Source organism: Streptomyces sp. YJ-C3 (assembly GCF_053891275.1).
The window spans coordinates 8,568,146-8,595,010 of sequence record NZ_CM132685.1 but is presented as its reverse complement, the minus strand read 5'-3'; the positions used below and the strand labels follow the sequence as shown (position 1 = coordinate 8,595,010).

The 26,865-nt window shown below is 72.5% G+C and carries 30 protein-coding genes; 20 read left to right on the top strand and 10 right to left on the bottom strand.

The annotated features are described in order from the left end of the window. Positions 1–7: 7 nt before the first annotated feature. Together ACVHNB_RS38955 and ACVHNB_RS38950 are read left to right on the top strand one after the other, a co-directional pair. Entirely contained in the window at positions 8–592 is a 585-nt protein-coding gene (locus tag ACVHNB_RS38955) for a hypothetical protein (protein ID WP_428953864.1), read from the top strand. A gap of 114 nt (positions 593–706) precedes the next feature. Beyond that, positions 707–1,042, top strand: coding sequence for a DUF2516 family protein (locus ACVHNB_RS38950; protein ID WP_456226984.1), 336 nt, complete (start codon positions 707–709; stop codon positions 1,040–1,042). A gap of 17 nt (positions 1,043–1,059) precedes the next feature. Here ACVHNB_RS38950 and ACVHNB_RS38945 read toward each other — a convergent pair whose 3' ends face one another. The 3 genes from ACVHNB_RS38945 to ACVHNB_RS38935 form a co-directional block, all read right to left on the bottom strand. After that, positions 1,060–2,367: a PP2C family protein-serine/threonine phosphatase gene (locus tag ACVHNB_RS38945; RefSeq protein ID WP_428953866.1), complete on the bottom strand. Its 1,308-nt coding sequence runs from the start codon at positions 2,365–2,367 to the stop codon at positions 1,060–1,062. Between the two features lie 274 nt (positions 2,368–2,641). After that, the gene (locus ACVHNB_RS38940; RefSeq protein ID WP_428953867.1) at positions 2,642–3,727 is read right to left on the bottom strand and encodes a C40 family peptidase; all 1,086 of its coding nucleotides are present in this window, start codon (positions 3,725–3,727) and stop codon (positions 2,642–2,644) included. A 170-nt stretch (positions 3,728–3,897) separates the two neighbouring features. Next, positions 3,898–4,692, bottom strand: coding sequence for a methyltransferase domain-containing protein (locus ACVHNB_RS38935; protein WP_428953868.1), 795 nt, complete (start codon positions 4,690–4,692; stop codon positions 3,898–3,900). Between the two features lie 180 nt (positions 4,693–4,872). On the opposite strand from ACVHNB_RS38935, the gene mshA reads away from it, so the two are divergent. From mshA to ACVHNB_RS38920, 3 genes are all read left to right on the top strand, one after another. Next, on the top strand, positions 4,873–6,216 hold the full coding sequence (mshA, locus tag ACVHNB_RS38930) for a D-inositol-3-phosphate glycosyltransferase (RefSeq protein WP_428953869.1): 1,344 nt from the start codon (positions 4,873–4,875) through the stop codon (positions 6,214–6,216). Continuing rightward, complete coding sequence (locus ACVHNB_RS38925) at positions 6,209–6,721, top strand: type III secretion system chaperone family protein (RefSeq protein WP_428953870.1); 513 nt, start codon at positions 6,209–6,211, stop codon at positions 6,719–6,721. The genes mshA and ACVHNB_RS38925 overlap by 8 nt, the downstream gene beginning before the upstream one ends. Before the next feature lie 151 nt (positions 6,722–6,872). Then, positions 6,873–8,528 carry a glycosyl hydrolase family 28-related protein gene (locus ACVHNB_RS38920; protein ID WP_456226983.1) on the top strand — a complete coding sequence of 552 codons (1,656 nt, stop codon included), beginning with the start codon at positions 6,873–6,875 and terminating at the stop codon, positions 8,526–8,528. Here the strand turns inward: ACVHNB_RS38920 and ACVHNB_RS38915 are convergent. The 3 genes from ACVHNB_RS38915 to ACVHNB_RS38905 form a co-directional block, all read right to left on the bottom strand. Further along, the gene (locus ACVHNB_RS38915; protein ID WP_428953872.1) at positions 8,525–8,716 is read right to left on the bottom strand and encodes a hypothetical protein; all 192 of its coding nucleotides are present in this window, start codon (positions 8,714–8,716) and stop codon (positions 8,525–8,527) included. The genes ACVHNB_RS38920 and ACVHNB_RS38915 overlap by 4 nt on opposite strands. Positions 8,717–8,784: 68 nt before the next feature. After that, entirely contained in the window at positions 8,785–9,051 is a 267-nt protein-coding gene (locus tag ACVHNB_RS38910; protein WP_428953873.1) for a hypothetical protein, read from the bottom strand. 30 nt (positions 9,052–9,081) lie between these two features. Next, positions 9,082–10,338 (bottom strand): MDR family MFS transporter, encoded by a 1,257-nt coding sequence (locus ACVHNB_RS38905; RefSeq protein WP_428953874.1) that lies wholly within the window; start codon positions 10,336–10,338, stop codon positions 9,082–9,084. Positions 10,339–10,473: 135 nt separating this feature from the next. Here ACVHNB_RS38905 and ACVHNB_RS38900 point away from each other — a divergent pair, with 135 nt between their 5' ends. After that, positions 10,474–11,235 (top strand): phosphoglyceromutase, encoded by a 762-nt coding sequence (locus ACVHNB_RS38900; protein ID WP_428953875.1) that lies wholly within the window; start codon positions 10,474–10,476, stop codon positions 11,233–11,235. A gap of 124 nt (positions 11,236–11,359) precedes the next feature. Continuing rightward, on the top strand, positions 11,360–11,560 hold the full coding sequence (locus ACVHNB_RS38895; protein ID WP_428953881.1) for an SCO3870 family protein: 201 nt from the start codon (positions 11,360–11,362) through the stop codon (positions 11,558–11,560). A gap of 215 nt (positions 11,561–11,775) precedes the next feature. Here the strand turns inward: ACVHNB_RS38895 and ACVHNB_RS38890 are convergent, their stop codons facing one another. Continuing rightward, a complete protein-coding gene (locus tag ACVHNB_RS38890; RefSeq protein WP_456226982.1) occupies positions 11,776–12,282 on the bottom strand; it encodes a GNAT family N-acetyltransferase in 507 nt (168 codons plus the stop codon). 72 nt (positions 12,283–12,354) lie between these two features. Between ACVHNB_RS38890 and ACVHNB_RS38885 the strand changes: the two genes are divergently transcribed. From ACVHNB_RS38885 to ACVHNB_RS38875, 3 genes are all read left to right on the top strand, one after another. Beyond that, a complete protein-coding gene (locus tag ACVHNB_RS38885; RefSeq protein WP_428953884.1) occupies positions 12,355–12,963 on the top strand; it encodes a TetR/AcrR family transcriptional regulator in 609 nt (202 codons plus the stop codon). After that, on the top strand, positions 12,963–13,316 hold the full coding sequence (locus ACVHNB_RS38880) for a VOC family protein (protein WP_456226981.1): 354 nt from the start codon (positions 12,963–12,965) through the stop codon (positions 13,314–13,316). The genes ACVHNB_RS38885 and ACVHNB_RS38880 overlap by 1 nt, the downstream gene beginning before the upstream one ends. A gap of 232 nt (positions 13,317–13,548) precedes the next feature. Beyond that, positions 13,549–14,463, top strand: coding sequence for a calcium-binding protein (locus ACVHNB_RS38875; protein ID WP_456226980.1), 915 nt, complete (start codon positions 13,549–13,551; stop codon positions 14,461–14,463). Between the two features lie 58 nt (positions 14,464–14,521). Here ACVHNB_RS38875 and cpt read toward each other — a convergent pair whose 3' ends face one another. Beyond that, positions 14,522–15,031 carry a chloramphenicol phosphotransferase CPT gene (gene cpt / locus ACVHNB_RS38870; protein ID WP_428957625.1) on the bottom strand — a complete coding sequence of 170 codons (510 nt, stop codon included), beginning with the start codon at positions 15,029–15,031 and terminating at the stop codon, positions 14,522–14,524. Between the two features lie 219 nt (positions 15,032–15,250). Here cpt and ACVHNB_RS38865 point away from each other — a divergent pair, with 219 nt between their 5' ends. Beyond that, complete coding sequence (locus tag ACVHNB_RS38865; RefSeq protein ID WP_428953887.1) at positions 15,251–15,424, top strand: hypothetical protein; 174 nt, start codon at positions 15,251–15,253, stop codon at positions 15,422–15,424. 74 nt (positions 15,425–15,498) lie between these two features. On the opposite strand, the gene phoU is transcribed toward ACVHNB_RS38865, so the two are convergent. Next, positions 15,499–16,179: a phosphate signaling complex protein PhoU gene (phoU, locus tag ACVHNB_RS38860; protein ID WP_428953888.1), complete on the bottom strand. Its 681-nt coding sequence runs from the start codon at positions 16,177–16,179 to the stop codon at positions 15,499–15,501. A 187-nt stretch (positions 16,180–16,366) separates the two neighbouring features. On the opposite strand from phoU, the gene ACVHNB_RS38855 reads away from it, so the two are divergent. Both ACVHNB_RS38855 and ACVHNB_RS38850 read left to right on the top strand, forming a co-directional pair. Then, positions 16,367–17,644, top strand: coding sequence for a sensor histidine kinase (locus ACVHNB_RS38855; RefSeq protein ID WP_428953889.1), 1,278 nt, complete (start codon positions 16,367–16,369; stop codon positions 17,642–17,644). Then, positions 17,641–18,321, top strand: coding sequence for a response regulator transcription factor (locus ACVHNB_RS38850; protein WP_018527980.1), 681 nt, complete (start codon positions 17,641–17,643; stop codon positions 18,319–18,321). Before ACVHNB_RS38855 ends, ACVHNB_RS38850 begins: the two co-directional genes overlap by 4 nt. Before the next feature lie 90 nt (positions 18,322–18,411). On the opposite strand, the gene ACVHNB_RS38845 is transcribed toward ACVHNB_RS38850, so the two are convergent. Next, complete coding sequence (locus tag ACVHNB_RS38845; protein ID WP_456226979.1) at positions 18,412–19,077, bottom strand: DUF461 domain-containing protein; 666 nt, start codon at positions 19,075–19,077, stop codon at positions 18,412–18,414. 625 nt (positions 19,078–19,702) lie between these two features. On the opposite strand from ACVHNB_RS38845, the gene ACVHNB_RS38840 reads away from it, so the two are divergent. The 7 genes from ACVHNB_RS38840 (at position 19,703) to ACVHNB_RS38810 (ending at position 26,865) form a co-directional block, all read left to right on the top strand. Next, positions 19,703–20,185: a CarD family transcriptional regulator gene (locus ACVHNB_RS38840; RefSeq protein WP_003953493.1), complete on the top strand. Its 483-nt coding sequence runs from the start codon at positions 19,703–19,705 to the stop codon at positions 20,183–20,185. A 258-nt stretch (positions 20,186–20,443) separates the two neighbouring features. Then, positions 20,444–21,193: a 2-C-methyl-D-erythritol 4-phosphate cytidylyltransferase gene (gene ispD, locus ACVHNB_RS38835; protein WP_428953892.1), complete on the top strand. Its 750-nt coding sequence runs from the start codon at positions 20,444–20,446 to the stop codon at positions 21,191–21,193. Positions 21,194–21,206: 13 nt separating this feature from the next. Further along, positions 21,207–21,695: a 2-C-methyl-D-erythritol 2,4-cyclodiphosphate synthase gene (gene ispF / locus ACVHNB_RS38830; RefSeq protein WP_428953893.1), complete on the top strand. Its 489-nt coding sequence runs from the start codon at positions 21,207–21,209 to the stop codon at positions 21,693–21,695. Between the two features lie 76 nt (positions 21,696–21,771). Further along, positions 21,772–22,329 (top strand): GNAT family N-acetyltransferase, encoded by a 558-nt coding sequence (locus ACVHNB_RS38825; protein WP_428953894.1) that lies wholly within the window; start codon positions 21,772–21,774, stop codon positions 22,327–22,329. After that, the gene (locus tag ACVHNB_RS38820; RefSeq protein ID WP_456226978.1) at positions 22,329–23,795 is read left to right on the top strand and encodes an ABC transporter substrate-binding protein; all 1,467 of its coding nucleotides are present in this window, start codon (positions 22,329–22,331) and stop codon (positions 23,793–23,795) included. Before ACVHNB_RS38825 ends, ACVHNB_RS38820 begins: the two co-directional genes overlap by 1 nt. Further along, entirely contained in the window at positions 23,792–25,552 is a 1,761-nt protein-coding gene (locus tag ACVHNB_RS38815) for an ABC transporter permease subunit (protein ID WP_456226977.1), read from the top strand. The genes ACVHNB_RS38820 and ACVHNB_RS38815 overlap by 4 nt, the downstream gene beginning before the upstream one ends. A gap of 53 nt (positions 25,553–25,605) precedes the next feature. Beyond that, complete coding sequence (locus ACVHNB_RS38810; protein WP_428957626.1) at positions 25,606–26,865, top strand: MFS transporter; 1,260 nt, start codon at positions 25,606–25,608, stop codon at positions 26,863–26,865.

The following is a 26,865-nucleotide window of genomic DNA, read 5'->3' as shown; positions in this document are numbered from 1 at the left end:
CCACGCCATGGCCATCAAGGACGACCTGCGCAAGACCTTCTCCGACCCGACCCCGCTCTACTTCGCCGCCGGTACAGCCGAGTTGGCGTACCAGCAGGCCAAGAAGGTGCCGGGGCTGGTCGAGCAGCTGCGGACCGAGGCGCCCGCGCGCTTCGAGGCCGTGCGCAACACCGACCCCAAGGACGTGCAGGACAAGGCGGCCGCCCGGGCGAAGGAGGCCCAGGCGACCGTCACGACGAAAGTGAACGAGTTCGTCGCCGCCCTCGACACCGACCTGAAGAAGTTCGGCGAGACCGCTCAGGACCTCGCGCTGCGCGGTGTCGGCCTCGCCGCCGAGGCCGCCGTCAAGGCGCGTGAGACGTACGAGAAGGTCGCCGAGCACGGCGAGGAGGCCGTGAAGGCCTGGCGCGGCGAGGCCGCCGAGGAGATCACCGAGATCGCCGTGGCCGTCGAGCCGGAGCCCGAGGTCAAGGAGACCCCGGTCGCCGAGAAGCCCGCGCCCGCGAAGAAGCCCGCCGCGAAGAAGGCGCCGGCCGCCAAGAAGACGGCGCCCGCGAAGAAGAGCACGGGGTCGACGCCGCCCGGCAAGTAAGGCGTGCATCACGAGCCGGGCACGTAGCGCGTGCCCGGCTCGTTGTGCGGGTACGGTGGCCCGCATACGGGACGTGCCGGGCGACCGGACGACGGGATTGGGTGGTGAGGCGTTGTGCTGATGTCAGGATTCAACAGCCTGATCGGACTGCTGTACCTCGCCATGCTGGTGATCGCCGTCGCGGCCTTCGTGCTGGCCGCCCTGGCCCGCGAGGACGCCTACCGCGCCGCGAGCAAGCAGACCAAGCCGTTCTGGATGATCATCCTCGGGATCGCCGTCGCGGTGAACCTGCTGGTGCCGATGCTGTTCCTGCAGCTGGCGGGGCTCGTCGCGTCGATCGTGTTCTTCGTGGACGTGCGGCCCGCGCTCAAGCAGGTCACCGGTGGCGGCCGTCGCGGCGGGGGCTCCAGCAGCGACGGCCCGTACGGTCCGTACAACGGCGGTCGCTGACCCCGTTCCGCGAGCCGTCAGCGGTCCAGCAGCAGCACCGCCACGTCGTCCGTCAGGTCGCCGCCGTTGAGGTCACGGACCTCGTTCATGGACGCTTCGAGGAGTTCCTCGCCGCGCAGGCCGTCGGCCCGGCGGCGGCGGATCATCTCCACCATGCCCTCCTGGCCGAGGCGCTGGTTGCCCTCGCCGATCCGGCCCTCGATCAGACCGTCCGTGTAGAGCATCAGGCTCCAGGACGCCCCCAGCTCCACCTGCATCCGCGGCCAGCGGGCCTTCGGCAGCAGCCCGAGGGCCGGGCCGCTGTTCTCGTACGGGAGCAGGGTCGCCGGGCGCCCCGGGCTCGCGATCAGCGGCGAAGGGTGGCCGGCCAGGCACAGGCCCGCGCGCCGGCCGTCGGGCGCTATGTCCACCGTGCACAGGGTCGCGAAGATCTCGTCGCTCTCCCGCTCGTGCTCCAGGACCTGCTGGAGGGTCGAGAGCAGTTCGTCGCCGCACAGACCCGCGAAGGTCAGCGCCCGCCAGGCGATGCGCAGTTCGACGCCGAGGGCGGCCTCGTCGGGGCCGTGCCCGCAGACGTCGCCGATCATCGCGTGGACCGTGCCGTCGGACGTGCGCACCGTGTCGTAGAAGTCGCCGCCGAGCAGCGCCCGGGAGCGCCCCGGGCGGTAGCGCGCCGCGAAGCGCAGCGAGGAGCCGTCGAGCAGCGGCGTCGGCAGCAGGCCGCGCTCCAGGCGGGCGTTCTCCTGGGCGCGGATACGGGACTCGGTGAGCTTGCGCTGGGCGGTGTCGGCGCGCTTGCGCTCGACGGCGTAGCGGACGGCCCGGCCCAGCAGGCGCGCGTCCAGTTCGTCGCGGAACAGGTAGTCCTGGGCGCCCACGCGCACCGCCTCGGCGCCGCGCTCGGCGTCGCCGGACGCGGTCAGCACCAGGACGGCGTGCCGGGGCGCGAGGCGCAGCACGTGCCGCAGGGTCGCCAGTTCGTCGGCGTCGGGGTCGTCCCCCTTCGCGCCGGGCAGCGCGAGGTCGAGCAGGATGCAGTTGACGTCATGGGTGAGCAGCCGCTCGGCCTCGGTGAGGTTGCGGGCGGTGCGCACCCGGATCGGCTTGCCCGCGGCGTCGGGCATCTCCGGGATGCTGAGGGACCCGGCCGGGTCGTCCTCGATGACCAGGAGCGTCAGTCCGGACGGGCCGGGTGCCGGCGCGGTGTGGTCGGTCGTCTGCCGGGGCAGTTCCGCGGCCTGCGTGGTCGCTGTAGTCGGCGCAGCGTGAGCCTGACCACCTTCCACGGCCGGGATCGCTCTCTGCCGCGGTACGGGTACGGGCATCGCTTGGTTTCCTTCCCTCCCCCCGAGGGCGCGGTGGGACGAAGGTCCTCGTCCACCAGACGGGGACCTTAGCGGTACCCGGCGCTTCAACGGAATGGTGAACGGCGAACGGCCAGAGTCATATGCCGCAAGCGGCACCGGAATTGGGCAGGTTCGGGCCGGGTGCGGTCCGTCGAGGGATGACGAACATCACGCCGGAGCGGCGGAACCGCAGTCGCACGAGTGCCCTGGGTCACGTGTCGCAGGTCACCGCCCCCGGGCCGGGGAGCGGGCCTCAGGCGTCCGGCCGGACGACTCCGAGTATCGCCATCGAACCGGCTCCGGCGACCGTCACGGTCCGCCCGGGGCGGGGCGCGTGGATGATCGCGCCATCGCCGATGTACATCCCGACATGGCTGGCGTCGTCGTGATAAATGATCAGGTCGCCCGGGCGCATGTCCTGGATGTCGATGTGCTTGAGCTGCTTCCACTGCTCCTGCGACGTGCGCGGGATCGGCTGCCCGGCCGCCGCCCACGCCTGCGAGGTCAGCCCCGAACAGTCGTACGACTTCGGGCCCTCGGCGCCCCATACGTACGGCTTGCCCAGCTGGGCGGTGGCGAACTCCACGGCCGCCTTGCCCGCCTTCGTCGCCCGCCCGTTGATCTCCTTCAGGACGCCGGAGGAGAGCCAGGCCGTCTGCGCCTTCTGCTCGGCCTCCTCCTCCAGCTTGCGCAGCCGCTCGCGCTCCTTCTTCTCGAGCGTGCTCTCCAGCGCCTGCGCTTCCTTGATCTGCTTCTCGATCTTCTTCTTGGCGGCGGCCTTCTTCTTGCGGCCCGCCTCCAGGTCCTTCCACTTGGCGGAGGCGTCCTCGGCGTACTGCGCGAGATCCTCCTGCGTCTGCTTCAGCTCGGCCAGCAGGTTCTTCGTGGCCTGCTGGCCCTGGTACGCCCGGCCCGCGTTGTCGAGGAACTGCTGCGGGTCGCCGGAGAGCATGAACTGCGCCTCGCGCGGGATCCCGCCCGTGCGGTACTGCTCGCGGGCCGCCGCGCCCGCGCTGCTCTGCAGGCGCTCCAGCTTCTTCTGCCCCGCCGCGATCCGCTGGGCCAGCTTCACGATCTCGACGGACTGCTTGTCGGCCTTCTCCTCCGCCGCGTTGTACTCGTCGGTGGCGACCGCCGCGTCGTGGTACAGCTTCTCGATCTTCTTGCGGACAGCCTCAAGATCCTTGTTCTCGGGCGCACTTGACGCGGTGGCCGAGGGGGAGCCCGAAGGGGACGGCTCGGGAGACGGTGCCGCGTAGGCCACGGCCGGCGCCGTCAGCACGGTCACGGCACACACCAGCGCCACGGCCGCCATCGTCGTCGTGCTCCGCTTGCTCATCCGCTCCGCCCCCACAGCCGAGACAAACCTGATTTACCGTCAGTAACATGCGTGCGCTTCCGGGATGGTGCCACGTGCGCGCCGAATACGACAGACCCCGCACGATGTGACGAACGGCGCCCTGTGATCGTTCCCGGCGAGCGGTTACCGACTGCCCATCGGTGGGTGAACTACGCGCGGGGCGCCAACGCGTCCCAGGTCAGCGTCAGTTCGCCCTGGCGCCACCGCGCGGGGCCGTCCACCACCGGCCAGTCGGCCGTCAGAGCCCGTGCCGTACGGATCCAGCGCTGCCGTGCCCCGTAGGAGGCGTAGGGCGCGGCCGCCGCCCACGCGCGGTCGAAGTCCCGCAGGAACGCGTGCACCGGCTCGCCGGGGACATTGCGGTGGATCAGCGCCTTCGGCAGGCGCTCGGCCAGATCGGACGGGGTGTGCAGGGAGCCGAGGCGGGTCGCGAACGTCACCGTGCGCGGACCCCGCGGACCCAGCGCCACCCACACGTGCCGCCGCCCGATCTCGTCGCAGGTGCCCTCCACCAGCAGGCCGTCCGGCGCGAGCCGCCCGCACAGCCGCTCCCAGACCCCGGCGACCTGCTCCTCGTCGTACTGGCGCAGCACGTTCGCGGCGCGGATCAGCACCGGCGGCGCCGCCAGGGGCAGCTCGAAGCCGCCGTGCCGGAAGGTGAGCCCCTCCCTCTCGTACGGCTTCGCGGCCGCGACCCGGGCCGGTTCGATCTCGATGCCGACCACGCGGGTGCGGGGCGCGGCCCCGCGCAGCCGGGCCAGCAGCTCCACGGCCGTCCAGGGCGCCGCCCCGTAGCCGAGGTCGACCGCCACCGGGTCGTCCGCGCGCCGCAGCGCGGCCCCGTGCACGGCCGCGATCCAGCGGTCCATGCGGCGGAGCCGGTTGGGGTTGGTGGTGCCTCGCGTCACTGTTCCCACGGGGCGAGAGGGGGTACGCGGGGCCATGGATACGAGGGTATGCGCTGCGCGGGGAGCGACTTTGGTTGAGGCCCGAACGGTAATGATTCGGCAAACTGGAAATGGAGGGGCGTCCTCCGGCGTTGCCGCCCTTGGAAGAGGGCCTGCGCCCTCTTCGAGCCGTGCCCGCTGTACCGCTTGTTCGCCCTACCAAGGAGGGCCCGCCACGTGAGCCAGTACGTGACCAGGTTCCGCCGCTCCGGGGCGGCTCCGGCCCGGCTGAGGTTTCCCGGTGGCCACCGGCGCCCCCGCCGGATCGCCATGCTCAGCGTGCACACCTCACCGCTGCACCAGCCCGGCACGGGCGACGCGGGCGGGATGAACGTCTACATCGTGGAGCTGGCCAAGCGCCTCGCCGCGATCAACGTGGAAGTCGAGATCTTCACGCGCGCCACCACGGGCGGGCTGCCTCCCGAGGTCGAGCTCGCCCCCGGCGTCCTGGTCCGCCACGTGGACGCGGGCCCCTACGAGGGCCTCGCCAAGGAGGAGCTGCCGGCCCAGCTGTGCGCCTTCACCCATGGCGTGATGCAGGCGTGGGCGGGCCACCGCCCCGGGCACTACGACCTCGTGCACTCGCACTACTGGCTGTCCGGGCACGTCGGCTGGCTGGCCGCCGAGCGCTGGGGCGTGCCGCTCGTGCACGCCATGCACACCATGGCCAAGGTCAAGAACGCGGCGCTGGCCGAGGGCGACACCCCCGAGCCCGCCGCCCGCGTGATCGGCGAGACCCAGATCGTGCGCGCCGCCGACCGGCTCATCGCGAACACCGCCGAAGAGGCCGACGAGCTCGTCCGCCACTACGAGGCCGACCCCGGCAAGGTCGCGGTCGTCCACCCCGGCGTGAACCTGGAGCGGTTCAGGATCGGCGACGGACGGGCCGCCGCCCGGGCCCGCCTCGGCCTGCCCCAGGACGCGCTCGTGCCCCTCTTCGCGGGCCGCATCCAGCCGCTCAAGGCTCCCGACATCCTGCTCAAGGCCGTCGCCGTCCTGCTCGACGAGCGGCCCGAGCTGCGCTCGCGGATCGTCGTCCCGGTGGTCGGCGGCCCCAGCGGCAGCGGCCTCGCCAAGCCCGCCGCCCTGCAGAAGCTCGCCGCCCGGCTCGGCATCGCGGACGTCGTCCGCTTCCACCCGCCGGTCGGCCAGGACCAGCTCGCGGACTGGTTCCGCGCCGCCTCCCTCCTGGTGATGCCGTCCTACAACGAGTCGTTCGGGCTCGTCGCGATCGAGGCGCAGGCCGCCGGGACGCCCGTCCTGGCCGCGTCCGTGGGCGGTCTGCCCGTAGCCGTGCGGCACGAGACGACCGGCTTCCTGGTCGACGGCCACGAACCTGCCCGCTACGCGCGCGTGCTGCGCGAGTTCGCCGACCACCCCCACCTGGTGGACAGCATGGGGGCCGCGGCCGCCCGGCACGCCCAGTCCTTCGGCTGGGACACGGCCGCGTCCGCGACGGCCGACGTGTACACCGCCGCCATGCAGGAACACCGCCGTCACGTACCCTCGCACCATGGCTGACCACCTGGCTGACCACCCCACCGCCGCCGAGATCGTCGAGGCCACGCTCAAGGACGCCGAGCTGGAGTGGGAGAGCCCGGAGCAGGGCTCGTACGTCGTCAAGCTGCCCGGCACCCGCAAGCTCTCCACGACGCTCTCGCTGCGCCTGGGCCGTCACAGCCTGTCCCTGAACGCCTTCGTGATCCGCCACCCGGACGAGAACGAGGCCGGCGTCCACCGCTGGCTCCTGGAGCGCAACCTCCGCCTGTACGGCGTGAGTTACGCGGTCGACCAGCTCGGCGACGTCTACTTGACCGGCAAGCTCCCGCTCGCCGCCGTCACGCCCGACGAGCTCGACCGGCTGCTCGGCTCGGTACTCGAAGCGGCCGACGGCGCGTTCAACACCCTCCTGGAGCTCGGTTTCGCGACCGCGATCCGCAGGGAGTACGCGTGGCGGGTCTCGCGCGGCGAATCCACGCGCAACCTGGACGCGTTCACGCATCTGATCGAGCGCCCTTCCAAGTAGCCCGACCCGCCACCCCGATCGACTGCCGTCCGACCTCTTCCGCGCCCGCGGCCCACGTGGCATGCTCGCGCCCGGCACTCACGTGAACGTCGTTCATATATCTGTACGTCGGTGAAGGGTGGCAGCGGTGCGGGACCTCAGGAGACGCGGCGTGCTGGGCGGGGCGATCGCGGTGGCGGCCACCGCCGTCACCGGAATCGGAGCCGGCCCCTCCGCCGCGAGCGCGGGCGGCACCGCCGGCCAGGGCCACGTCCCGCCCATCTGGCGCGAGTTCACCAAGGCTCCCTTCACCCACCCGCAGATCCCGTACGTCGGCCGCGCCGGACACCGCACGGGCCGCCGCCTCGCACGCCCGGGCCGCGTCCTGCGGGCCGAGTCCTACGGCGCGGTCGCCGACGGCACGACCGACTGCGCCCCCGCGATCAACCGTGCCCTCGCCGCTGCCGGAAGGGCCGGCGGGGGCACGGTGCTCCTGAGTCCGGGCACGTACCGCATCGACGGCCTGATCCACATCGGCCACGACGACGTGGTCCTCAAGGGCGCGTGCAGCGACCGCACGAAGCTCCACGCGACCAGGAACCTCACCGAACTCATCGGCGTCTACGGTTCCCGCTACGGCGGCGACAAGTCCTCCTGGTCCTGGGCGGGCGGCCTGGTCTGGCTCTGCCCCGAGGACCGGTTCCGTACGCTCACGGACGCCATCAGGGCGAAGGCCTGGCCCTTCGAGGGCTGGACCGGCAACAAGCGCGACGAGTGGCGGACCCTGACGACCGTCGCACCGGCCCGGCGCGGCTCCTGGTCGGTGACGGTCGCGGACGCCGGGGAACTGCGCAAGGGCGACCTGGTCCTGCTCCGGCTCGCCGACGACGCGGACCACACGCTCCTGGAGCACATGGCGGGCGGCGGCCCGGGCCCCGAGGCCTACTACTGGGACGACAAGACCAAGCTGACCTCGTACGTCCCCTACGAGTGGCCGGTGCGGATCGCCTCGGTGCGGGGGAGCCGGGTCACCTTCGAGCGCCCGCTGCCCCTCGACGTACGCCCCGAGTGGGACCCGCGGATCACCACCCACGTAACGGCCCTGACCGGCGCGGGAGTTGAAGGCCTGACCCTCGAAGCCGTCGAGACCCCGCAGGCGCCGCACCTGCTCGACAAGGGCTACAACGGCGTCACGCTCCAGTGCACGTACGACTGCTGGGTCGACGACGTCACGGTGTGGAACGTCGACAACGGCTTCGGCCTCGTCGCCGCCTCGGCCTCGACCCTGCGCCGCACGAAGGTCGGCGGACGCGGCGCGCACCACCCGTACTTCTGCCGCGAGGGCGCGCACGACAACCTGATCGAGGACTTCACCGTCGCCGACCGCACGGTCCCGGCCCCCTCCGGCACACAGCTGCACGGCATCAACGTGGAGGGCCTGTCCTCGTACAACGTCTGGTCGCGCGGCGTGATGGAGATGGGGACCTTCGACTCGCACCGCGGCATGCCGTTCGGATGCGTCCGCACGGACATCACCGTGAACAACAACGGCCGGCACGGCGGCGACGCGTCCGCCGGTCCGCTGTTCGGGGCGCGCTTCACCCACTGGAACATCAGGGTCACCAATGAGCGGGCGGGACTGATGCGGATCGACGAACTCGCGCCGTGGAGCGCGACGGTCGGCATCAACACGGTCCGCGAGTTCGACCAGACCGACGTCCCCGACTTCACGGGTGACCTGGGCTCCCGCCTGGAGCTGTACGGGACGACGGACGTGGTCCGCCCGCGCAACCTGTACGAGGCCCAACGCGAGCTCCCGCTGGGCTAGCCGAGCGCGACCATCCGCACGACGGTCACGGTGAGCACGGTCCCCGAGACGTAGTACAGGACGATCGCCCCGCCGATCGTCGCCTCGCGGCGGTCGCGCTCACCGGCCACCGAGCTGGAGCCGTGCCCGTACGGGTCGTGGGCGAGGGTGCGGGCCATCTCGGTGCGGAACGCGTCGGCGTCTCTCATCTTGGCCAGCGTGTCGTCGGCGGGCGGGGCGTACGCGATTCGGCAGGCACTGCGCCTGCGGCGACGGCTCAAGCCGGGCCCCGCCTCTCCGCCTCGTCGCGGGCGAGCCGGGCCAGGATCGCGTCGGCCTCGGGGTCGGGCACGGCCTCCAGCATCCAGTGCCGCATGACGGCGTGGATCTCGTCGACCCCGGCCGCGTTGATGGCCTTGTCGAACTCCGTGCGGCGCCGCGTGGGGAGCGCCGCACGGATCGCGGGAATGCTGTTGGGCACGTCGACTTCGACGCCGCCCACGAGGGTTCTGGGCGCTTCGTCGGTCCTGGAGACTTCGGACATGTACGGTTCCGTACCCGCCCGACTGCCGCGTCAAGCCGGGGCGTTCTCCACGATCCGGGGCACCGCCGCGACCTGCGCGGACTCCTGCGCGGGCAGGCCCCGCATCAGCATCCAGTACCCGAACGCGGTCACCGTGCCGAGCGCCGCGCACCCCGCCCACAGCCAGCCGGCCCCGGCGGAGTCGAGCACCCAGCCGCCGGCCAGCGGGGCGACCAGCGCGGCCGCCGACCACGACATCGTGTAGACGCCCTGGTAGCGGCCCCGGCCCTCGGCGGGCGCGAGCCGGGCGACGAGGCCGGACTGGGTCGGCGCGTTGATCATCTCGCCCAGGGTCCACACCACGACGGTCAGCGCGTACGCGGCCAGCGACCCGGCGAAGGCGGTGAGGGCGAAGCCGTAGCCGATGAGGAGCGAGGAGACGGCGAGCAGCCGGCCGGGGTCGCGCCGCTCGATGAACCGGGTGAGCGGGATCTGCAGGGCGACGATCACGACGCCGTTGACCGCGGCGACGAGCCCCACGTCCGCACTGGAGAACCCGGTCTCGCCCATGACGATCGGCAGCCCCACCGAGCTCTGCGTGAAGACGACGGCGACGAGGAAGGACAGGCCGACCATCAGCATGAAGCGGCCGTCGCGCAGCACCGTGCCCATGGTGACGGGCGGCGCGGGAACGCCGGACACCGCGGTGCGCTCCGGCCGCGACTCCTTGACCTTCGCGAAGACGACGCAGGCGCACGCGAGGGTCATCCCGGCCTCGACGAGGAACCCGAAGGTGTAGCTCTGGGCGACGAGGAAACCGGCGTAGACCGAGGAGACCGCGAACCCGAGGTTGATCGCCCAGTAGTTCAGGGAGAACGCCCGCACCCGGTCCTCGGGACGCACGATGTCGGCCATCATCGCCTGGATCGCGGGCCGCGACGCGTTCGAGGCGAGACCGAGCACGAAGCCCGTGACGGCGATGCCGACCGGGTCGCGCACGAAGGCCAGGACGGCGACGGTCACGGCGGTGGCGAGCTGGGCGCCGAGCAGGGTCGGCCGCCGCCCGAGCCGGTCGGCGAGCACCCCGCCCAGCATCGAGGCGATGACGCCGCCGAGCCCGATGAGCGAGGCGACGAGCCCCGCGTACGCCGCCGAGAAGCCGCGCTGCGCGGTCAGGTACAGCGCGAGGAAGGTCAGGACGAAGCCGCCGAGCCGGTTGACCAGCGTGCTGGTCCACAGCCACCAGAACTCGCGGGGGAGCCCGGCGACAGAGTCCTTGGCGGCACGTCTGAGCGCGGCGACTGACATGGGTGCATCCCCCGGGGTCTATGTAAGCGGTGTGGCAGGCATACGTAACTTACGACCGGGGTATGTGAGGGGGCCACTCAATTGACGACCACCGTCAATCGGCGGCGACGAGGGCGGTCGATTAGGCTCGGCACCATGGCCGACGCACCGTACAAGCTGATCCTCCTCCGCCACGGCGAGAGCGAATGGAACGCGAAGAACCTGTTCACCGGCTGGGTGGACGTCAACCTGAACGAGAAGGGCGAGAAGGAGGCGGTCCGCGGCGGTGAGCTGCTCAAGGACGCCGGCCTGCTCCCCGACGTGGTCCACACCTCGCTCCAGAAGCGCGCGATCCGCACGGCCCAGCTGGCGCTGGAGTCCGCCGACCGCCACTGGATCCCCGTCCACCGCAGCTGGCGCCTGAACGAGCGCCACTACGGCGCCCTGCAGGGCAAGGACAAGGCGCAGACCCTCGCCGAGTTCGGCGAGGAGCAGTTCATGCTGTGGCGCCGCTCCTACGACACCCCGCCGCCGCCGCTCGACCGCGACGCCGAGTACTCCCAGTTCGAGGACCCGCGCTACGCGACCCTCCCGCCGGAGCTGCGCCCGCAGACGGAGTGCCTCAAGGACGTCGTCGTCCGCATGCTCCCGTACTGGTTCGACGGCATCGTCCCCGACCTCCTCACCGGCAAGACGGTCCTGGTCGCGGCCCACGGCAACTCGCTCCGCGCCCTGGTCAAGCACCTCGACGGCATCTCCGACGCGGACATCGCCGGCCTGAACATCCCGACGGGCATCCCGCTCTCCTACGAGCTCGACGCCGACTTCAAGCCGGTGAAGCCGGGCGGCACGTACCTGGACCCGGACGCGGCCGCGGCGGCGATCGAGGCGGTCAAGAATCAGGGCAAGAAGAAGTAGCCCGACACCCAAAGCCCCCGACCTGCGAGTTCTTCGCGGGGCGGGGGCTTTGGCAGGTACTCCCGGCATGGGGACAGGTAGCCTCAAGGGTGATCAGTCGTCTCTTGGCTTGGGGGAAGTACCAATGACGAAGGGCCCGTTCGTCGCCATGGCCGCCGTGACCGCCATGCTCGGAACCGCACTCGGTTCCCTCGCGCTCCAGCTCCGTGCAAACGGCTATGAGCAGTACGTCCAATCCGTCGCCACCTTCAGCGTTCTCATGTTCGTCACCGCGGCCCTGACCATGGTGACGTGGGTCCGCGACGGTCGGACTCACACGAATTGAGCTGCGCCCGCGAGGGGCGACCGTGCCGCATCCGTGCCCGGTAGACCAGGGCCCGGCGGGGAACGGCCGCCATCGACGGGCACCGCGCGTGTTGAAGGCCCCTGACCAGCACCATCGGTCAGGGGCCTTCGACATGCGTGGTGGGGAGGGGATGTGATGCCGCGGTGGCGCGCGCATCCGGCAAGCCCTCAGCAGGAGCAGCTCCCAGGGTCGCCTCAGAGGTCGAGATCCCAGTGCTGGCCCACGAGAGCGCGGCCGAAACCGGCGTGGGGTTCCTCGGTCGTGAGGGTGAAGCCGAAGTGCTCGTAGATCCGGCGGGCCGAGACCAGGTTGTCGGTGGTCCACAGGGTCACCTGCCGGTAGCCGGCCTCGCGGGCGAAGGCGAGGGACTGTTCGACGAGGCGGGTGCCGAGGCCGAGTCCCCGGGCGGCCGGGGTGACGAGCAGGACGCGCAGCTTGGCCACTCGCGGCCGGTCGTCGGCGACCAGGAAGACGCAGCCCGCGCGTTCGCCGTCGACCTCGGCGATCCAGGCCGCCTCGCCGGCCGGGGAGTGCTTGGCCGCGTAGTCGCCGACGATCTTGGCCACCAGAGCCTCGAAATCGGTGCTGAAGCCGAACTGCCGCGCGTACAGCTCGCCGTGGGCCATCACCACCCAGCCCAGGTCGCCAGGACGGTCGGCGCGGCGGATCACGGCCTGCCGCTGAGGGGCTTCCTTGGGCATTGCGCACTCTCCGGAACCATGTGTTGCTCTACATTACTGACACGACTGTGTCAGTTGGCTTAGGCTAGGACCATGCCCCCGAAGACGGCAAACCCGTCCGCACGCCAGACCCAGTTGCTCGAAGCCGCCTACGAGTACGCGCTCGCGCACGGCCTGGCCGATCTGTCGCTGCGCCCGCTGGCCGAGGCCATCGGCTCCAGCACCCGCGTGCTGATGTTCCTCTTCGGCAACAAGGACGGACTCGTGCGAGCGCTGCTGGAGCGGGCCCGCACCGACGAACTGGCGCTCCTCGCGAGCCTGCGCCCGGCCGACGGCCCGGTCGGCCTGGTTCCCGCGGCCGAGCAGGTGTGGGGATGGCTCAGTGCCGAGGAGCACCGCCCGCTGCTGCGGCTGTGGGCCGAGGCGTACGCCCGCTCCCTCGTCGAGCCCGACGGCCCCTGGGCCGGGTTCGCCAAGGCCACCGTGGACGACTGGCTCGACGTGCTGGCCGCCTGCCAACCGCAGCCGGAACGCGGGGGAGAGGACGGTGCCGCCCGCCGCACCCTGACGCTGGCGGTCCTGCGCGGGGCCCTGCTCGACCTGCTCGCCACCGACGACGAACGCAGGGTGACCGCCGCGGTCCGGCATCAACTGGCAATACTGCGCTGCGCGGACGGCCCCGGTGAGCCTAGGCTCGGCTGATGACCTTGGAATGGCACAACGTGATCGTTCACGCCGAGGACCCGGAGGCCCTGGGCAAGTGGTGGGCCGACGCGCTGGGTTGGGTTGTCGTCCACACCTCTGACGTGGAGTTCGCGATCCGCCCGGAGCAGGATCGCCGGCCGGGGCTGGAGTTCGTCCTGCTGGAGGAGAGCAAGAAGTCCAAGAGCCGGCTGCACCTCGACTTCGTGCCCGACGACCAGGACGCCGAGGTGGCCCGCCTCGAAGGTCTCGGCGCCCGGCGTGTGGACATCGGCCAGGGGGAGCAGCCGTGGGTGGTCATGGCGGACCCCGAGGGCAACGAGTTCTGTGTGCTCGGCCGCCGCTCCCAGTAAGCACCCGGCGGGGCAGTCGTCATGGGCGTAGGCCGAGCAGCACGACGCCCCGTGAACTTCCGTCGAAGCATGCCCGGCCAGTAGATGTACTGCCGCCATAGATTCACCCATCGGCACAGGTCAGAGCATGCGCGGGCAGCTCGCGGCGGCGTATGTGCGGGGTGCAACCAAGGGGCGCCTCGGCGAGTCACTTGTGGTCGTCGGAGACACACACTCCCCACGGAGGCTCGTCATGCTCGCTCACCTCATCGGCCGCCGGACGTTACGTGCCGCGTCCACGCTGACCCTCGCTCTCGGCGCGGGGCTCGCCGCCCCGGCCGTCCTCGGCGGCCCGGCCGCCGCCGCGACCCCGTCGGCCACCGCCGCGCTCGACTCCAGCGGCCACTTCGCCGTCTACACCGCCGCCGCCGGGCAGACCAACCAGGCGGCCGTCACGGCTTCCAGGACCGAGGGCTCCGCGGACATCACCTATGTGATCGACGACGTCGTCCCCGTCGACGCCGGGACCGGCTGCGCGTACCCGGACGGCGCGGACCGCACCAAGGTCTCCTGCACGGTCACCACGCTGGAGAGCCAGGACCCGTACGCCACCCTGAAGTTGGACCTCGGCGACGGCGACGACGTCGTCAGCTACGACAACGCCACCGGCCAGACCTACAACTTCGCCTCGATCAGCCTCGGCGAAGGCGCCGACCGGCTGACCGACACCGGCACCGTCGACGGCAACGCCGTGCTCGGCGGCGCGGGCGACGACGACATCACGGTGGGCGCCGCCGCGGTGGTCCTCGGCGGCGACGGCGCCGACACGGTGCACGCCGCCGGCGGCGGGGCCGTCGTGCAGGGCGGCGCGGGCGACGACGCGCTCACCGCCGACGGCGACGCGAGCTCCGTGCACGGCGACGCGGGCGACGACGTCATCCACGGGGGCGCGGCCGACCAGAACCTGTCCGGCGACGACGGCGACGACCTGATCCACGGCGGAACCGGCAACGACTTCCTGTACGGCGGCAAGGGCGCCGACGTCCTGTACGGCAACAGCGGCGACGACACCCTGTACGGGAACAGCGGCAACGACAGGCTGTACGGCGGCCCCGGCAGGGACACGCTCTCCGGCGGCCCGGGGACGAACGTCGTCCACCAGGACTGACCCCGGCCCCACCGGTACCGAAATCCTGGTCCCGGTACCGGTACCGGGACCGTCGCCGTCAGCCGACGCGACGCGCGATCTCCCGCGCACACTCCAGCGCCTCGGTCCGCGTCGTGTCGACGACGACGTCGTACGTCACGCCCTCGTGCACCAGCTCCGCCTGCGCCGCCGCCATCCCGGCGACCCGGTCGCCCCGGGCCACCTCCCGGCCCGCCGCGACCCCGGCGTCGCAGCGCACTCCGACCCACAGCACGTCCAGGCCCCGCAGGGCCGTCCGCCAGCGGTCCTGGGAGGCGGGGCCGCCCAGGAACACCTCGTCCACGACGACCCGCGCCCCGGCCGCCGCCATCGCGGCGACCCCGGCGATCCACGCGGCCTCCACCTCGCGGAACGCGGGCCCGACGGTCACCGAGCCGTCGGCCCCGAAGTCGATGCCCGCGCCGGACGACGGCAGCGCGTCGACGAGAGTGTCGGTGCCGAGCGTGAGCCAGGGCCCGGGGAGCAGGGACTGGAGGCAGCGGGCGATGCCCGACTTGCCGGAGCTGGAGCCACCGTTGAGGACGATCACATGGGTCACCGTCGCACCGTAGGGCCCGCGACGAACGGACGGCCAGCCCAAGACGGCCGAAGCACTCGCACCCGCAACGGTGCTCGTCCTGCTCCCCATCGGCACCGCTGGACACACAGTGGTCAACTGCCGCGCTCGTATGCGCCGTTGATGCGCCCGTCCGGCTGGGCATGCAATGGGGGAGGTACTCCACCGCGGAGGCCACCGAGGAGGGAACCCATGGCTGCCGAGTCCCCCAGGCCCGACCGGACACCCGAAGCGCCGGTCGCCGCCGTCCAAGTGAGCCGTCCCGTCCCGCAGTTGGTGCTGCTCGGGGCCTGCGGCTGCGGCTCGGGCTGCGGCTGCGGCTGCCAGTCGGGATCGCCGTGCCAGTGCGGCGGCTGCTGCGGCTGACCCGCCGGCGGACACCGCGGGGCCCCGCACCCGGCAGGGGTGCGGGGCCCCGGCGTACGGACCGGAAGGTGCCGTCAGGCGGTCTCGACGGCCGCGGCCGACGCCTGCACCTCGTCCGCGTGCTCACCCGTCACCAGGTACACGACGCGCTTGGCGACCGAGACCGCGTGGTCGGCGAACCGCTCGTAGTAGCGGCCCAGCAGCGTCACGTCCACGGCCGTCTCGATGCCGTGCTTCCACTTCTCGTCCATCAGGTGCTGGAAGAGCGTGCGGTGCAGCTGGTCCATCTCGTCGTCGTCCTGCTCCAGCTGCATCGCCAGATCGACGTCCTTGGTGATGATCACCTCGGCGGCCTTCGCCATCAGACGCTGCGCGAGCTGGCCCATCTCCAGGATGGTCGCGTGCAGGTCGTGCGGCACGGCCCGCTCGGGGAACCGCAGCCGCGCCAGCTTGGCGACGTGCTGCGCCAGGTCCCCGCTCCGCTCCAGATCGGCGCTCATCCGCAGCGAGGTGACCACGATCCGCAGATCGGTCGCCACCGGCTGCTGCCGCGCCAGCAGGGCTATGGCCCGCGCCTCCAGGTCGTGCTGCAGATCGTCGACCTTCTGATCGGCGGCGATCACGCTCTCGGCGAGCTTCAGGTCGGCGTCGAGCATGGCCGTGGTGGCGCGCCCGATCGCCGACCCGACAAGGCGGGCCATCTCGACCAGGCCCTCGCCGATCGAGTCAAGTTCCTCGTGGTACGCGTCACGCATACGAACGTTCCCTCTCTCTCCGTGCGGCCGGATCAGCCCCACGGTCCCACGTTCGGCCCTGTACGCGTCCGAATCCGGCACCCCAAGTGAACCAACCCCGTATCCAAGGTGAACTCTGGGCGACGAGTGTTCGAGCTACCACCCGGACGGCTGTGGAGGACCGGCTCACCCCGCATAACCTGAAGACATGGACGTGAACGCGGCGGTCGCCGCAGCAGCAGCGATCGCCGGAGTGTGCACCGGTGTCATCGCCATGCTGGCGTTCCGCTGGAGCGAACGCGACCAGAAGCGCCCCACCCGCACCTCCCTGCACACGGACCCGGTCCTTCCGCCCGGTGTCGACACGGTCCTCTCGGTCCTGCGCTCCTCCGCCGTCGTCCTCGACGAGGGCGACAGCGTGGTCAAGGCCAGCTCGGCGGCGTATGCCCTCGGGCTCGTCCGCGGCGGGAAGCTCGCGGTCGAGCCGATGCTGCAGATGGCCCGCGACACCCGGCGCGACGGCGAGATACGCCAGGTCGAGCTGGACCTGCCCCGGCGCGGCACGGGCCGCGGCGACGCCCTGGCCGTGTCGGCCCGCGTCGCCCCGCTCGGCTCCCGGCTCGTGCTGCTGCTGGTCGAGGACCTCACCGAGGCCCGGCGCATCGAGGCCGTACGGCGCGACTTCGTCGCCAACGTGAGCCATGAGCTGAAGACCCCGGTCGGCGCCCTCTCCCTGCTCTCCGAGGCGGTCATGGACGCCTCCGACGACCCCGAGGCCGTCGAGCGCTTCGCCGGCCGCATGCAGATCGAGGCGACCCGCCTGACCAGCCTGGTCCAGGAGCTCATCGACCTCTCCCGGGTGCAGAACGACGACCCGCTGGAGGACGCCGAACCGGTCCGCGTCGACGAGCTCGTCGCCGAGGCCATCGACCGCTGCCGCCAGCCCGCCGCCACCAAACAGATCACCATGGCCGCGGGAGGCACCGCCGACCTGCAGATCTGGGGCAACCGCGGCCAGCTCGCCGCCGCCCTCGGGAACCTGGTGGAGAACGCGGTCAACTACTCGCCGGCCCGCACGCGCGTGGGCATAGCCGCGCGCCGGGTGACCGCACCCGGCGGGGACCTCATAGAGGTGGCCGTCACCGACCAGGGCATCGGCATCTCCGACAAGGACAAGGAGCGCATCTTCGAGCGCTTCTACCGCGTCGACCCGGCCCGCTCCCGGGCCACCGGCGGCACCGGCCTCGGCCTCGCCATCGTCAAGCACGTGGCCGCCTCGCACGGCGGCGAGGTCACGGTGTGGAGCTCCGAGGGACAGGGCTCCACCTTCACGCTGCGGCTGCCCGAGGCGGCCGCCACCCGCGGTCCCCAGAAGACCCTTCGAGCCACAGGCCCCGGAGACGTACGCGACGAAGACGACGCACACGGGCCCGACCACACAACCGCATACGAATCCATTCCTGCCGCCCCGGAGGTCCTTCCGTGACCCGAGTGCTCGTCGTAGAGGACGAGGAGTCCTTCTCCGACGCCCTGTCGTACATGCTCCGCAAGGAGGGTTTCGAGGTCGCCATCGCGGCCACCGGGCCCGACGGCCTCGACGAGTTCGAGCGCAACGGCGCCGACCTCGTCCTGCTCGACCTGATGCTGCCCGGCCTGCCCGGCACGGAGGTCTGCCGCCAGCTGCGCGGCCGCTCGAACGTCCCGGTCATCATGGTGACCGCCAAGGACAGCGAGATCGACAAGGTCGTCGGTCTCGAAATAGGAGCCGACGACTACGTCACCAAGCCCTTCTCCTCCCGCGAACTGGTCGCCCGCATCCGGGCCGTCCTGCGCCGCCGCGGCGAGCCCGAGGAGGTCGCCCCGCAGGCCCTGGAGGCGGGCCCGGTCCGGATGGACGTGGACCGCCACGTCGTCACGGTCTCCGGCTCCAAGGTCGACCTCCCGCTGAAGGAGTTCGACCTCCTGGAGATGCTGCTGCGCAACGCGGGCCGCGTCCTGACCCGTATGCAGCTCATCGACCGGGTCTGGGGCGCGGACTACGTCGGCGACACCAAGACCCTGGACGTCCACGTGAAGCGCCTGCGCGCCAAGATCGAGCCGGACCCGGGGGCCCCGCGCTACCTCGTGACGGTGCGCGGCCTGGGCTACAAGTTCGAGCCGTAGGCCGCCGCCTGCGCGGCCCCGTACAACGCCTGAGGGCGGACCCCGATCGCTCGGGGTCCGCCCTCAGGCGTTGTACGCGTGGCTACCGGCTCAGTGGCCCGCGGTGCTGTGCGAGGCCGACGCCGTGGCGCCCGCGTTCGGCGACGCGGTGTCCGAAGCCGAGCCCGACGGGGACGGCGAGCCCGACGCGGACTCGGAGGCGGAGGTGGACGGCGAGGCCGAGGTGCTCGGCGTCGCCGGCATCTCGCTCGGCCCCCACTTCTCGAAGTAGCTCTCGGCCGGGACCACGAACGCCTTCATCTTCACGTCACCGGTCTTGCTGAACCCGAACGTGATCGCCTGGGCGTTCCCGTCGAGGACCGCGGTCCGGCTGTTGGGCAGCTCGGCGGAGGCGTTGCCCTTGCCGCCGAGGACGACCGAACCGCCGGCCGGGACCGTGATGGTCGAGCCACCCTTGGCGCCCGTCAGCTTCGCGGTCTTGCCGACACCGTCGACCGTGACCGAGTCGAGGGTCTGGTTCGTGGTGCCGTTGTTGAAGAGCGTCGCGGTGATCACGGCCGGGCCCTTGGACGTACGGTCCGGCTGCGTGATGACGGTGGCGTTCTGGATCTTGATGTCACCGACCGAGGTCGCGGCGTTGTCCGGCTTGACCTCGAGCGTCTGGGCGTTGCTGCCGGCACCGCACGCAGCGAGCGAGGCGATCGAGAACGCGATGGCGGCGGCGGCGAGGGCGCCGCGTCGAAGGCTGCTGCTCACGGCGGCGGCATCTCCTTGAACGTGGGCGGAGCGGACGGCATCCAAGGTGTGTAAAGCCGTCCTAAGGGACTGTCAGCGGCCTTAGGCTACCGAGCCGTTCCGAGGTCATCGCACCCGACCCGCCCCAAGACCCCTTCACGGCGTGCGGAGCACCGCCGGACGGCAGCGGAACACCCCGTGCTCCCCGCACTCCCCACGGTCACCATTGGCACCCTGTTCATCATTCACATAACCGCAGTCCAGCGGCTCGTGCGGATTTCCGGTGAGGAATGCATGACGGTCCGGAAAAACGATCACTCGGAGCCGGGAATCGCGGTGATCAATTCCGGATTCGTCTCGAACGGACCTCCGGGTCCACGAACGGAGTAGCGGAAGTTCATCGCTTCGAACTACGCAAACCGGGACGTTCGACCCCTTGAGGCCCTGTTCGGCCAGCCGTAACGTACGTGTTTCGGCTCCGCCGGAGAGCCGCTCCGACCTGCGAATACCGTGCTCCGCTACCCCTCCGCAGCACGTTCCTGTTGTTGTTGTCAAGCCCCGAGATATGCCCTGACCTGCGAAAACGCCATTCAGAACCCGCCGTTTCCGTGTTACCCTGGATAGCCACGGAAGGGGTACCTGTCACATGACGTTCAAGGTTGGCGACACCGTGGTCTATCCCCATCACGGGGCCGCGCTGATCGAGGCTATCGAAACTCGCCAGATCAAAGGCGTGGACAAGACCTACTTGGTGCTGAAGGTCGCCCAGGGCGACCTGACGGTACGTGTGCCAGCGGACAATGCGGAGTTCGTCGGCGTGCGTGATGTGGTCGGTCAGGACGGGCTCGACCGGGTCTTCGAGGTACTGCGCGCGCCGTACGCCGAGGAGCCCACGAACTGGTCGCGCCGTTACAAGGCAAACCTGGAGAAGCTCGCTTCGGGCGATGTCATCAAGGTCGCGGAAGTCGTGCGTGACCTGTGGCGTCGCGAGCGCGAGCGCGGACTGTCCGCGGGTGAGAAGCGCATGCTCGCCAAGGCTCGCCAGATCCTGGTGAGCGAGCTCGCTCTCGCGGAGAACACGAACGAGGACAAGGCCGAGGCCCTGCTCGACGAGGTTCTCGCGTCCTGATACGCGCTGCCGCCGCGTAGGAACAATGCCGTGGTGCCCGCTGACGCTGATCGTGTCGCCGGGCGCTGCGGCATGTTCGTACCCGCACATCCCCCGCATATTCCTGCCGGATATCCCTGGCGGGAACGCCCGCTTTGGGTGTGCCGGGCCCGGGCAGCTGGCTCGACCAGTGTCACGGAAGGGTCCGGTCAAGAAGTCGCGCCCGACACGATGTGGCCATACCCACCACCCCCGAGCGTACAAACCTGAACGGAAGCGATGTCTGACGAAACGCGTCCCGTTGCCGGTGGCGCCCGCACCGCGGTCGTGATTCCGGCCGCCGGACGGGGCGTACGCCTCGGTCCGGGCGCCCCCAAAGCGCTCCGCGCGCTCAATGGCACCCCGATGCTGATCCACGCCGTCCGCGCCATGGCGGCGTCCCGCTCCGTCTCCCTCGTCGTGGTCGTCGCGCCGCCGGACGGCGCCGCCGAGGTCAAGAGCCTGCTCGCCGACCACGCCCTGCCCGAGCGGACCGACTTCGCCGTCGTACCGGGCGGCGAGTCGCGCCAGGAGTCCGTGAAGCTCGGGCTCGACGCGCTGCCGCCCGGCATCGACATCGTGCTCGTGCACGACGCGGCCCGGCCGCTGGTCCCGGTCGACACGGTCGACGCGGTCATCGAGGCCGTCCGCGACGGGGCACCGGCCGTCGTGCCCGCGCTGCCGCTCGCGGACACCGTCAAGGAGGTCGTGCCGACGGCCGACGGCTCGCCCGAGCCCGTCGTCGCGACGCCCGTGCGGGCCCGGCTGCGCGCCGTGCAGACGCCCCAGGGCTTCGACCACGCCACGCTCGTGCGCGCCCACGAGACCGTCACCGACGACGTCACCGACGACGCCAGCATGGTCGAGCGGCTCGGGCTGCAGGTCGTGCTCGTACCTGGGCACGAGGAGGCGTTCAAGGTGACGCGACCGCTCGACCTGGTCCTCGCCGAGGCCGTACTCGCCCGCAGGAGGGCCAACGATGGGTTCTGACCACTCTGGCCACATGGTCCTTCCGCAGGTCGGCATCGGGACCGACATCCACGCCTTCGAGGAAGGCCGTGAGCTGTGGTGCGCCGGGCTGAAGTGGGAGGGCCAGGGGCCCGGGCTCGCCGGGCACTCCGACGCCGACGTCGTCGCGCACGCCGCCTGCAACGCCCTGTTCTCGGCCGCCGGGCTCGGTGACCTCGGGCAGCACTTCGGGACCGGACGGCCCGAGTGGGCCGGCGCCGGCGGGCTGACCCTGCTGGCCGAGGCCGCGCGCATCGTGCGCGAGGCCGGGTTCACCGTCGGCAATGTCGCGGTGCAGGTCGTCGGCCCCCGCCCCAAGATCGGCAAGCGGCGCGACGAGGCGCAGAAGGTGCTGTCGGAGGCGGCCGGGGCGCCGGTCTCCGTGTCCGGCGCGACCACCGACGGGCTCGGCTTCCCCGGCCGGGACGAGGGCCTGATGGCGATCGCGACCGCGCTGGTGGTGCGGACCCCGGCCGGCTCCTGACCGGCGGCTTGCTGCACATCGGTTGCAGTTAGCATGGCTGGGCAGGTGTCCGGTCGTGGTGAGGCAGTGTCAGGCAATGGGTGAATACGTGATCCGCGTGGCCGGTGACGGCGATGTGGACGGGGCCCGGGCCGTCATGCTGGACACCGTGTACCGCGATCTGAGGTCCGGGTACGTGCCGCGCTGGCACGCCGACATCATCGACCCGGCCACCGCCTATCTGCGCCCCGAGCGGTGCACCCTGCTCGTCGCCGAGCACGTGCCGAGCGGGGAGATCGTCGCCACCGGCGGGGTGCGCGACCGCGGCCCGGCCGCGCCGCCCAACCCGCAGTGGGTCGCCGACCGCTTCCCGTCCGGCAGCACCGCCCAGCTGTGCCGCATCTACGTACGCCCCGAGCACCGGCGGCACGGACTGGCCCGCGCCCTCGTGCGCGAGCTGACCGACTTCGCCGCGGCCGTCGGCGGATACGAGCGGCTCTACCTGCACACCGACCCGGCCGTGACCGGCGCCGAACCGTTCTGGCGGGCCCTCGCCCACGAGGTCTGCGACGAGCGCGAGCTGCCCGGCGGCGGCCAGGGCATCGTCCACTTCGAACTGCCGCTGCCCGCGCCGGTCCCCGTGCCCGTCGCCTGATGCGCCGCCGCGGCTTTCTGCTGGCGGCGGCCGGGATCGGGCTCACCAGTGCCTGCGGTTCGTTCACCGGCACCGCGCGCGGCGGCCGGATCGCCGTCGACCTCGCCTTCGCGCCCACCCAGGGCCTGTCCCCGTACGGCGACGACGGGCTACTGCTCAGCCGGCTCGCCGTCGTCGACGGGCTCACCCGCATGGACACCGACGGGGTGATCCATCCGGCGCTGGCCGCGAAGTGGACCCGTACGGGCTCCAGGACCTGGGAGTTCACGCTGCGCCGCGCGCGGTTCCAGGACGGCCGGGACGTCACCGCGCCGGCCGTCGTCGGCGCGCTGCGGGCCGCCGGGCGGGCCGAGGTGCGGCCGCGCGTGCTCAGCGACGTGGAGCTGACCGCGAGCGCGGTGGGGGAGCGGACCGTGCGGATCAGCACCGGCGCCGCCGATCCGCTGCTGCCCGCACGGCTCGCCAACCCGTCCCTCGCCGTCTTCTCCCCGGCCGCGTACGGGAAGGACGGCGCGGTCGACCCCGTCGGCCACGCCACCGGCCCGTTCGCGCTGACGCGGCTGAACGGCGCGGTGTCCGCGACGCTCGACCGGTTCGACGGGCACTGGGCCGGGAAGGCGGCGGCGCGCGGCGTCGACGTCACCTTCGTCGCCGACAACAACGCCCGCGCCAACGCGCTGCGTTCGGGCCAGATCGAGCTCGCCGAGTTCGTGCCCGCCGCGCAGGCCCTGGTCCTCGGCGACCGGGCCCGCAAGGTCGCCACCGTGCGCACCACCACCCTGTACCTGAACACGCGGACCGGGCCGCTCGCCGACGCCGGGCTGCGGGCCGCCGTGCGCGAGGCCATGGACACCTCGGCGCTCGCGCGCAGCGTCTACGAGGGGTACGCCGAGCGCGCCACCGGCCTGCTCGGCCCCGGGTTCGCCTGGGCCGACGGCAAGCAGCTCCCGGTCACCGGCCGCGCGAAGGCGGCGACGCCGCGCGGGCAGCGCCTCACCCTCGCCACGTACACCAACCGGGCCGAGCTGCCCGAGGTCGCCGCCGCGCTCCAGCAGCAGCTGGAGCGGGCCGGGTTCCGGGTGCGGCTCGTCGTCAAGGACTACGCGCGCCTGGAGGCCGGGGCGCTCGACGGGGACTACGACGCGTTCCTGATGTCGCGCTCCACCGCGCTCGACACCGGCGACCCGGTCTCGTACCTCGCCTCCGACTTCACGAGCGGCGGCAGCTTCAACATCTCCCAGCTGCGCGATCCGGCCGTGGACACCGCCGTGCGCGCGGCCGCCGGGCTCGCCGGGACCGAACGGCAGCGGGCCGTGCTCGCCGCCGAGGCCGCGATCCTGCGCACCGACGCGGCCGTGCCGGTCGTCCACGAGGAACATCTGCAGGGCGTCGGCGCCGGGGTGCGCGGAGTCGTCCTCGACCCCTACGAGCGACAGTTCGTCGGTCTGGAGACGCGCTCCGCATGAAGACCGCGATCGGACGGGTCCTCGCCGCGGGCGGACTCCTCGCCGTCACCGCGCTGCTGCCCTGGCTGACCCGCACCGACCCGGCGCTGACCGTGCTGCACGCGCGCTACGGCGACGCGCCCACGACCCCGCGGCAGCTCGCCGAGGTGCGCGATCAGCTGGGCCTGGGGGAGGGCCCGTTCACCTTCCTCGGGCAGTGGCTGCGCGGCCTGGCGCACGGCGACCTCGGCGCCTCCTGGGTGACCGGCGCCGACGTCGGCGCCGACGTGTCCGCCGCCTTCGGGGTGTCGGTGTCGCTGATGGCGTACGCGATGGTGGTCGCCGTCGTCGTGGCCGTCGCCCTGTGCCTGCCGGCGCTGCGCCGCGGCGCCACCCGGCCGCCGAACGGGGTGGGCGCCGGGATCCTCGCCGCGCTCCCCGAGTTCCTGCTCGCCTCCGTCCTCGCGACGCTCTTCGCCGTACGGCTCGGCTGGTTCCCCGCGCAGGGCTGGCAGTCGCCCGCCTCGGCCGTGCTGCCGGCGCTCGCCCTCGGCATCCCCGCGGGCGCCGTCCTCGGGAGGCTCGGGCAGGACGCGCTGCCCGCCGCGTTCGCCGAACCCTGGGTGCGGACCTGGCGGGCGAACGGCATGCCCCGCGCGCGCATCGCCCGGCACGCGGCGCGCCGCGCCCTGCCCGCGGTGCTGCCGCAGGCGGGCCTCACCGTGGTCGGCCTGACCGGCGCCGCGGCCGCCGTCGAGGCCGTCTACGCGATCCCGGGGCTCGGCGGCACCGCCGTCGCCGCGGCCCTCGACCTGGACCTGCCGCTCCTGCAGGGCTGCCTGATCGTCCTCCTCGCGCTCGGGGTGACGGCCGCCGTCGTCGTCGGGCTCGTCCGGCGGCGCCTGCTCGGCCCGGCCCTGAAGGCGGGGGCGCTGCCCGGCCTGGCCCCGCAGCGCGGCGGCGGGCCCGCACGGCGGTACGCGGCCGGGGCCCTGGCCGTCGCGCTCCTCGCGGTGATCGTGTGGGGGCTGACCCGCGACCCGCTCCAGGTCGACCTGGCCGCGCGGCTCGCCCCGCCGTCCGGCGCGCACCCCTTCGGCACGGACGCGCTCGGCCGGGACGTGCTCGCCCGGCTCGGGCACGGCGCCCTGCGCACCCTCGCCGTCGCGGCGGCGGTGTGCGCGGCGTGCTTCGTCGCCGGGGTGGCCCTGGGCCTGGCCCGCTGGACCGCGGGTCTCACCGAGGTCGCCAACGCGCTGCCCGCGATCCTCGCCGGGCTCCTGGTCACCGGTCTCTTCGGCGCGGGCATGACCGGGGCGGCCGTCGCCGTCGCCGCGGTCGGCTGGGCGCCGCTCGCCGCGCACACCGCGGCCCTCGCCGAGACGGAGCGGGCCTCCGGCCACGTCGAGGCCGCCCTCGTGCACGGCGCCGGGCCGTGGCACATCCTGCGCCACCACGTCCTGACCGGGGTGCTGCCGCCGGTCGCCCGGCACGCGGCACTGCGCCTGGCCCCCACGACCCTGGCCCTCGCCTCCCTCAGCTTCCTCGGCCTCGGCACCCAGCCGCCCGCCCCCGAATGGGGCCGCCTCCTGATGGAGAACCTGCCGTACGCGGAACGGGCGCCGTGGTCGGTCCTGGCCCCTGCGGCGGCGCTGGCGTGCGTCGGCGCGATGGTGGCGCTGGCATCGGCTCCCCAGGGGCGCGGGGACCGGCGCGGCAGGCCACGACGGCGCCGCACCCGGCGGACGACCGGACCCGCCACGGCGAACCGCCCGTGAACCGGGCCCACTCGAGACGGCTGCGCATCGGCGACCTGAACGCCTACCTGTTGATGCTGACCGTCACCCAACTCTGCTTCAACCTCGGCTTCTACGCCGTCCTGCCCTACCTCGCCACCCACCTCACCGACGGCATCGGGCTCGCGGGCTGGGCGGTCGGCCTGGTCCTGGGCCTGCGGACCTTCAGCCAGCAGGGCCTCTTCGTCGTGGGCGGCGCGCTCACCGACCGGTTCGGCCCGCGCCCGGTGGTGCTCGCGGGCTGCGCCCTGCGCATCGCCGGATTCGTCTGGCTCGCGTTCGCCGCGACCACGGCCACCGTGGTCGCGGCGGTCGTCCTCGTCGGGTTCGCCGCCGCCCTGTTCTCCCCGGCCGTCGAGTCGGAGACGGCCCGCGAGGCCGTCCGCCACGAGCGCGCCACCGGCCTCCCGCGCGCCCACGTCCTCGGTGTCTTCTCGGCCGCCGGGCAGGCCGGCGCGTTCCTCGGACCGCTGCTCGGCACGGCCCTGCTGTTCGCCGGGTTCCGCGCCGCGTGCCTGGCGGGCGCCCTGGTCTTCGTCGCCGTCCTGGCCGGGCACGCCCGCCTCATGCCGCGCCGGCAGCCCGAACGCGCCCGGCCCGCCGCCGCTGCCGGGGCCGTCCGCGGCCTCTTCACGCGCCCCCGCTTCCTCGCGCTCTGCCTCGCGTACAGCGGCTACCTCATCGCCTACAACCAGCTCTACCTGGCCCTGCCCGTCGAGCTCACCCGCACCACCGGCTCGCAGGACGCGGTGGGCCCGCTGTTCGCCCTCTCCTCCCTGCTCGTGGTCGGCGCCCAGCTGCCCGTCACCCGCTGGTCGGCGGGCCGCCTCGCCCCGCGCACCGCGCTGACCCGGGGACTCGTCCTCGTCGCCGCCGGATTCGCGGCGGTCGCGGCGAGCGCCGCCTGGCTCCCGCGGCACGGCGCGTACGCCCTGGCGCCCGCCTGCGCCCTGGTCGTCCTGCTCACGCTCGGCCAGATGCTCCTGGTCCCCGCGGCCCGCGGCCTCGTCCCCGACCTCGTCGACGAACGGCACCTCGGCCTCGCCACCGGCGCGCTCTCCTCCGTCTCCGGGCTCGCCGTGCTCGCCGGCAGCGCCGCCACGGGCGCGCTGCTCACCCTGCCCGCGCCCGCGCTCTGGTCGGCGCTCGCGGCGGTTCCGCTGGCCTCGGCGGTCCTGTCCCGGTGGGTGACACCCGCGCGCAATCGGCGGCGAAATGCCGCGGCGCCCCGGGGTGTTCCCGCAGGATCGGGTACGCGTCAACCGACCCCCGAGAAGTCCTCCGAGAAGGAGTGA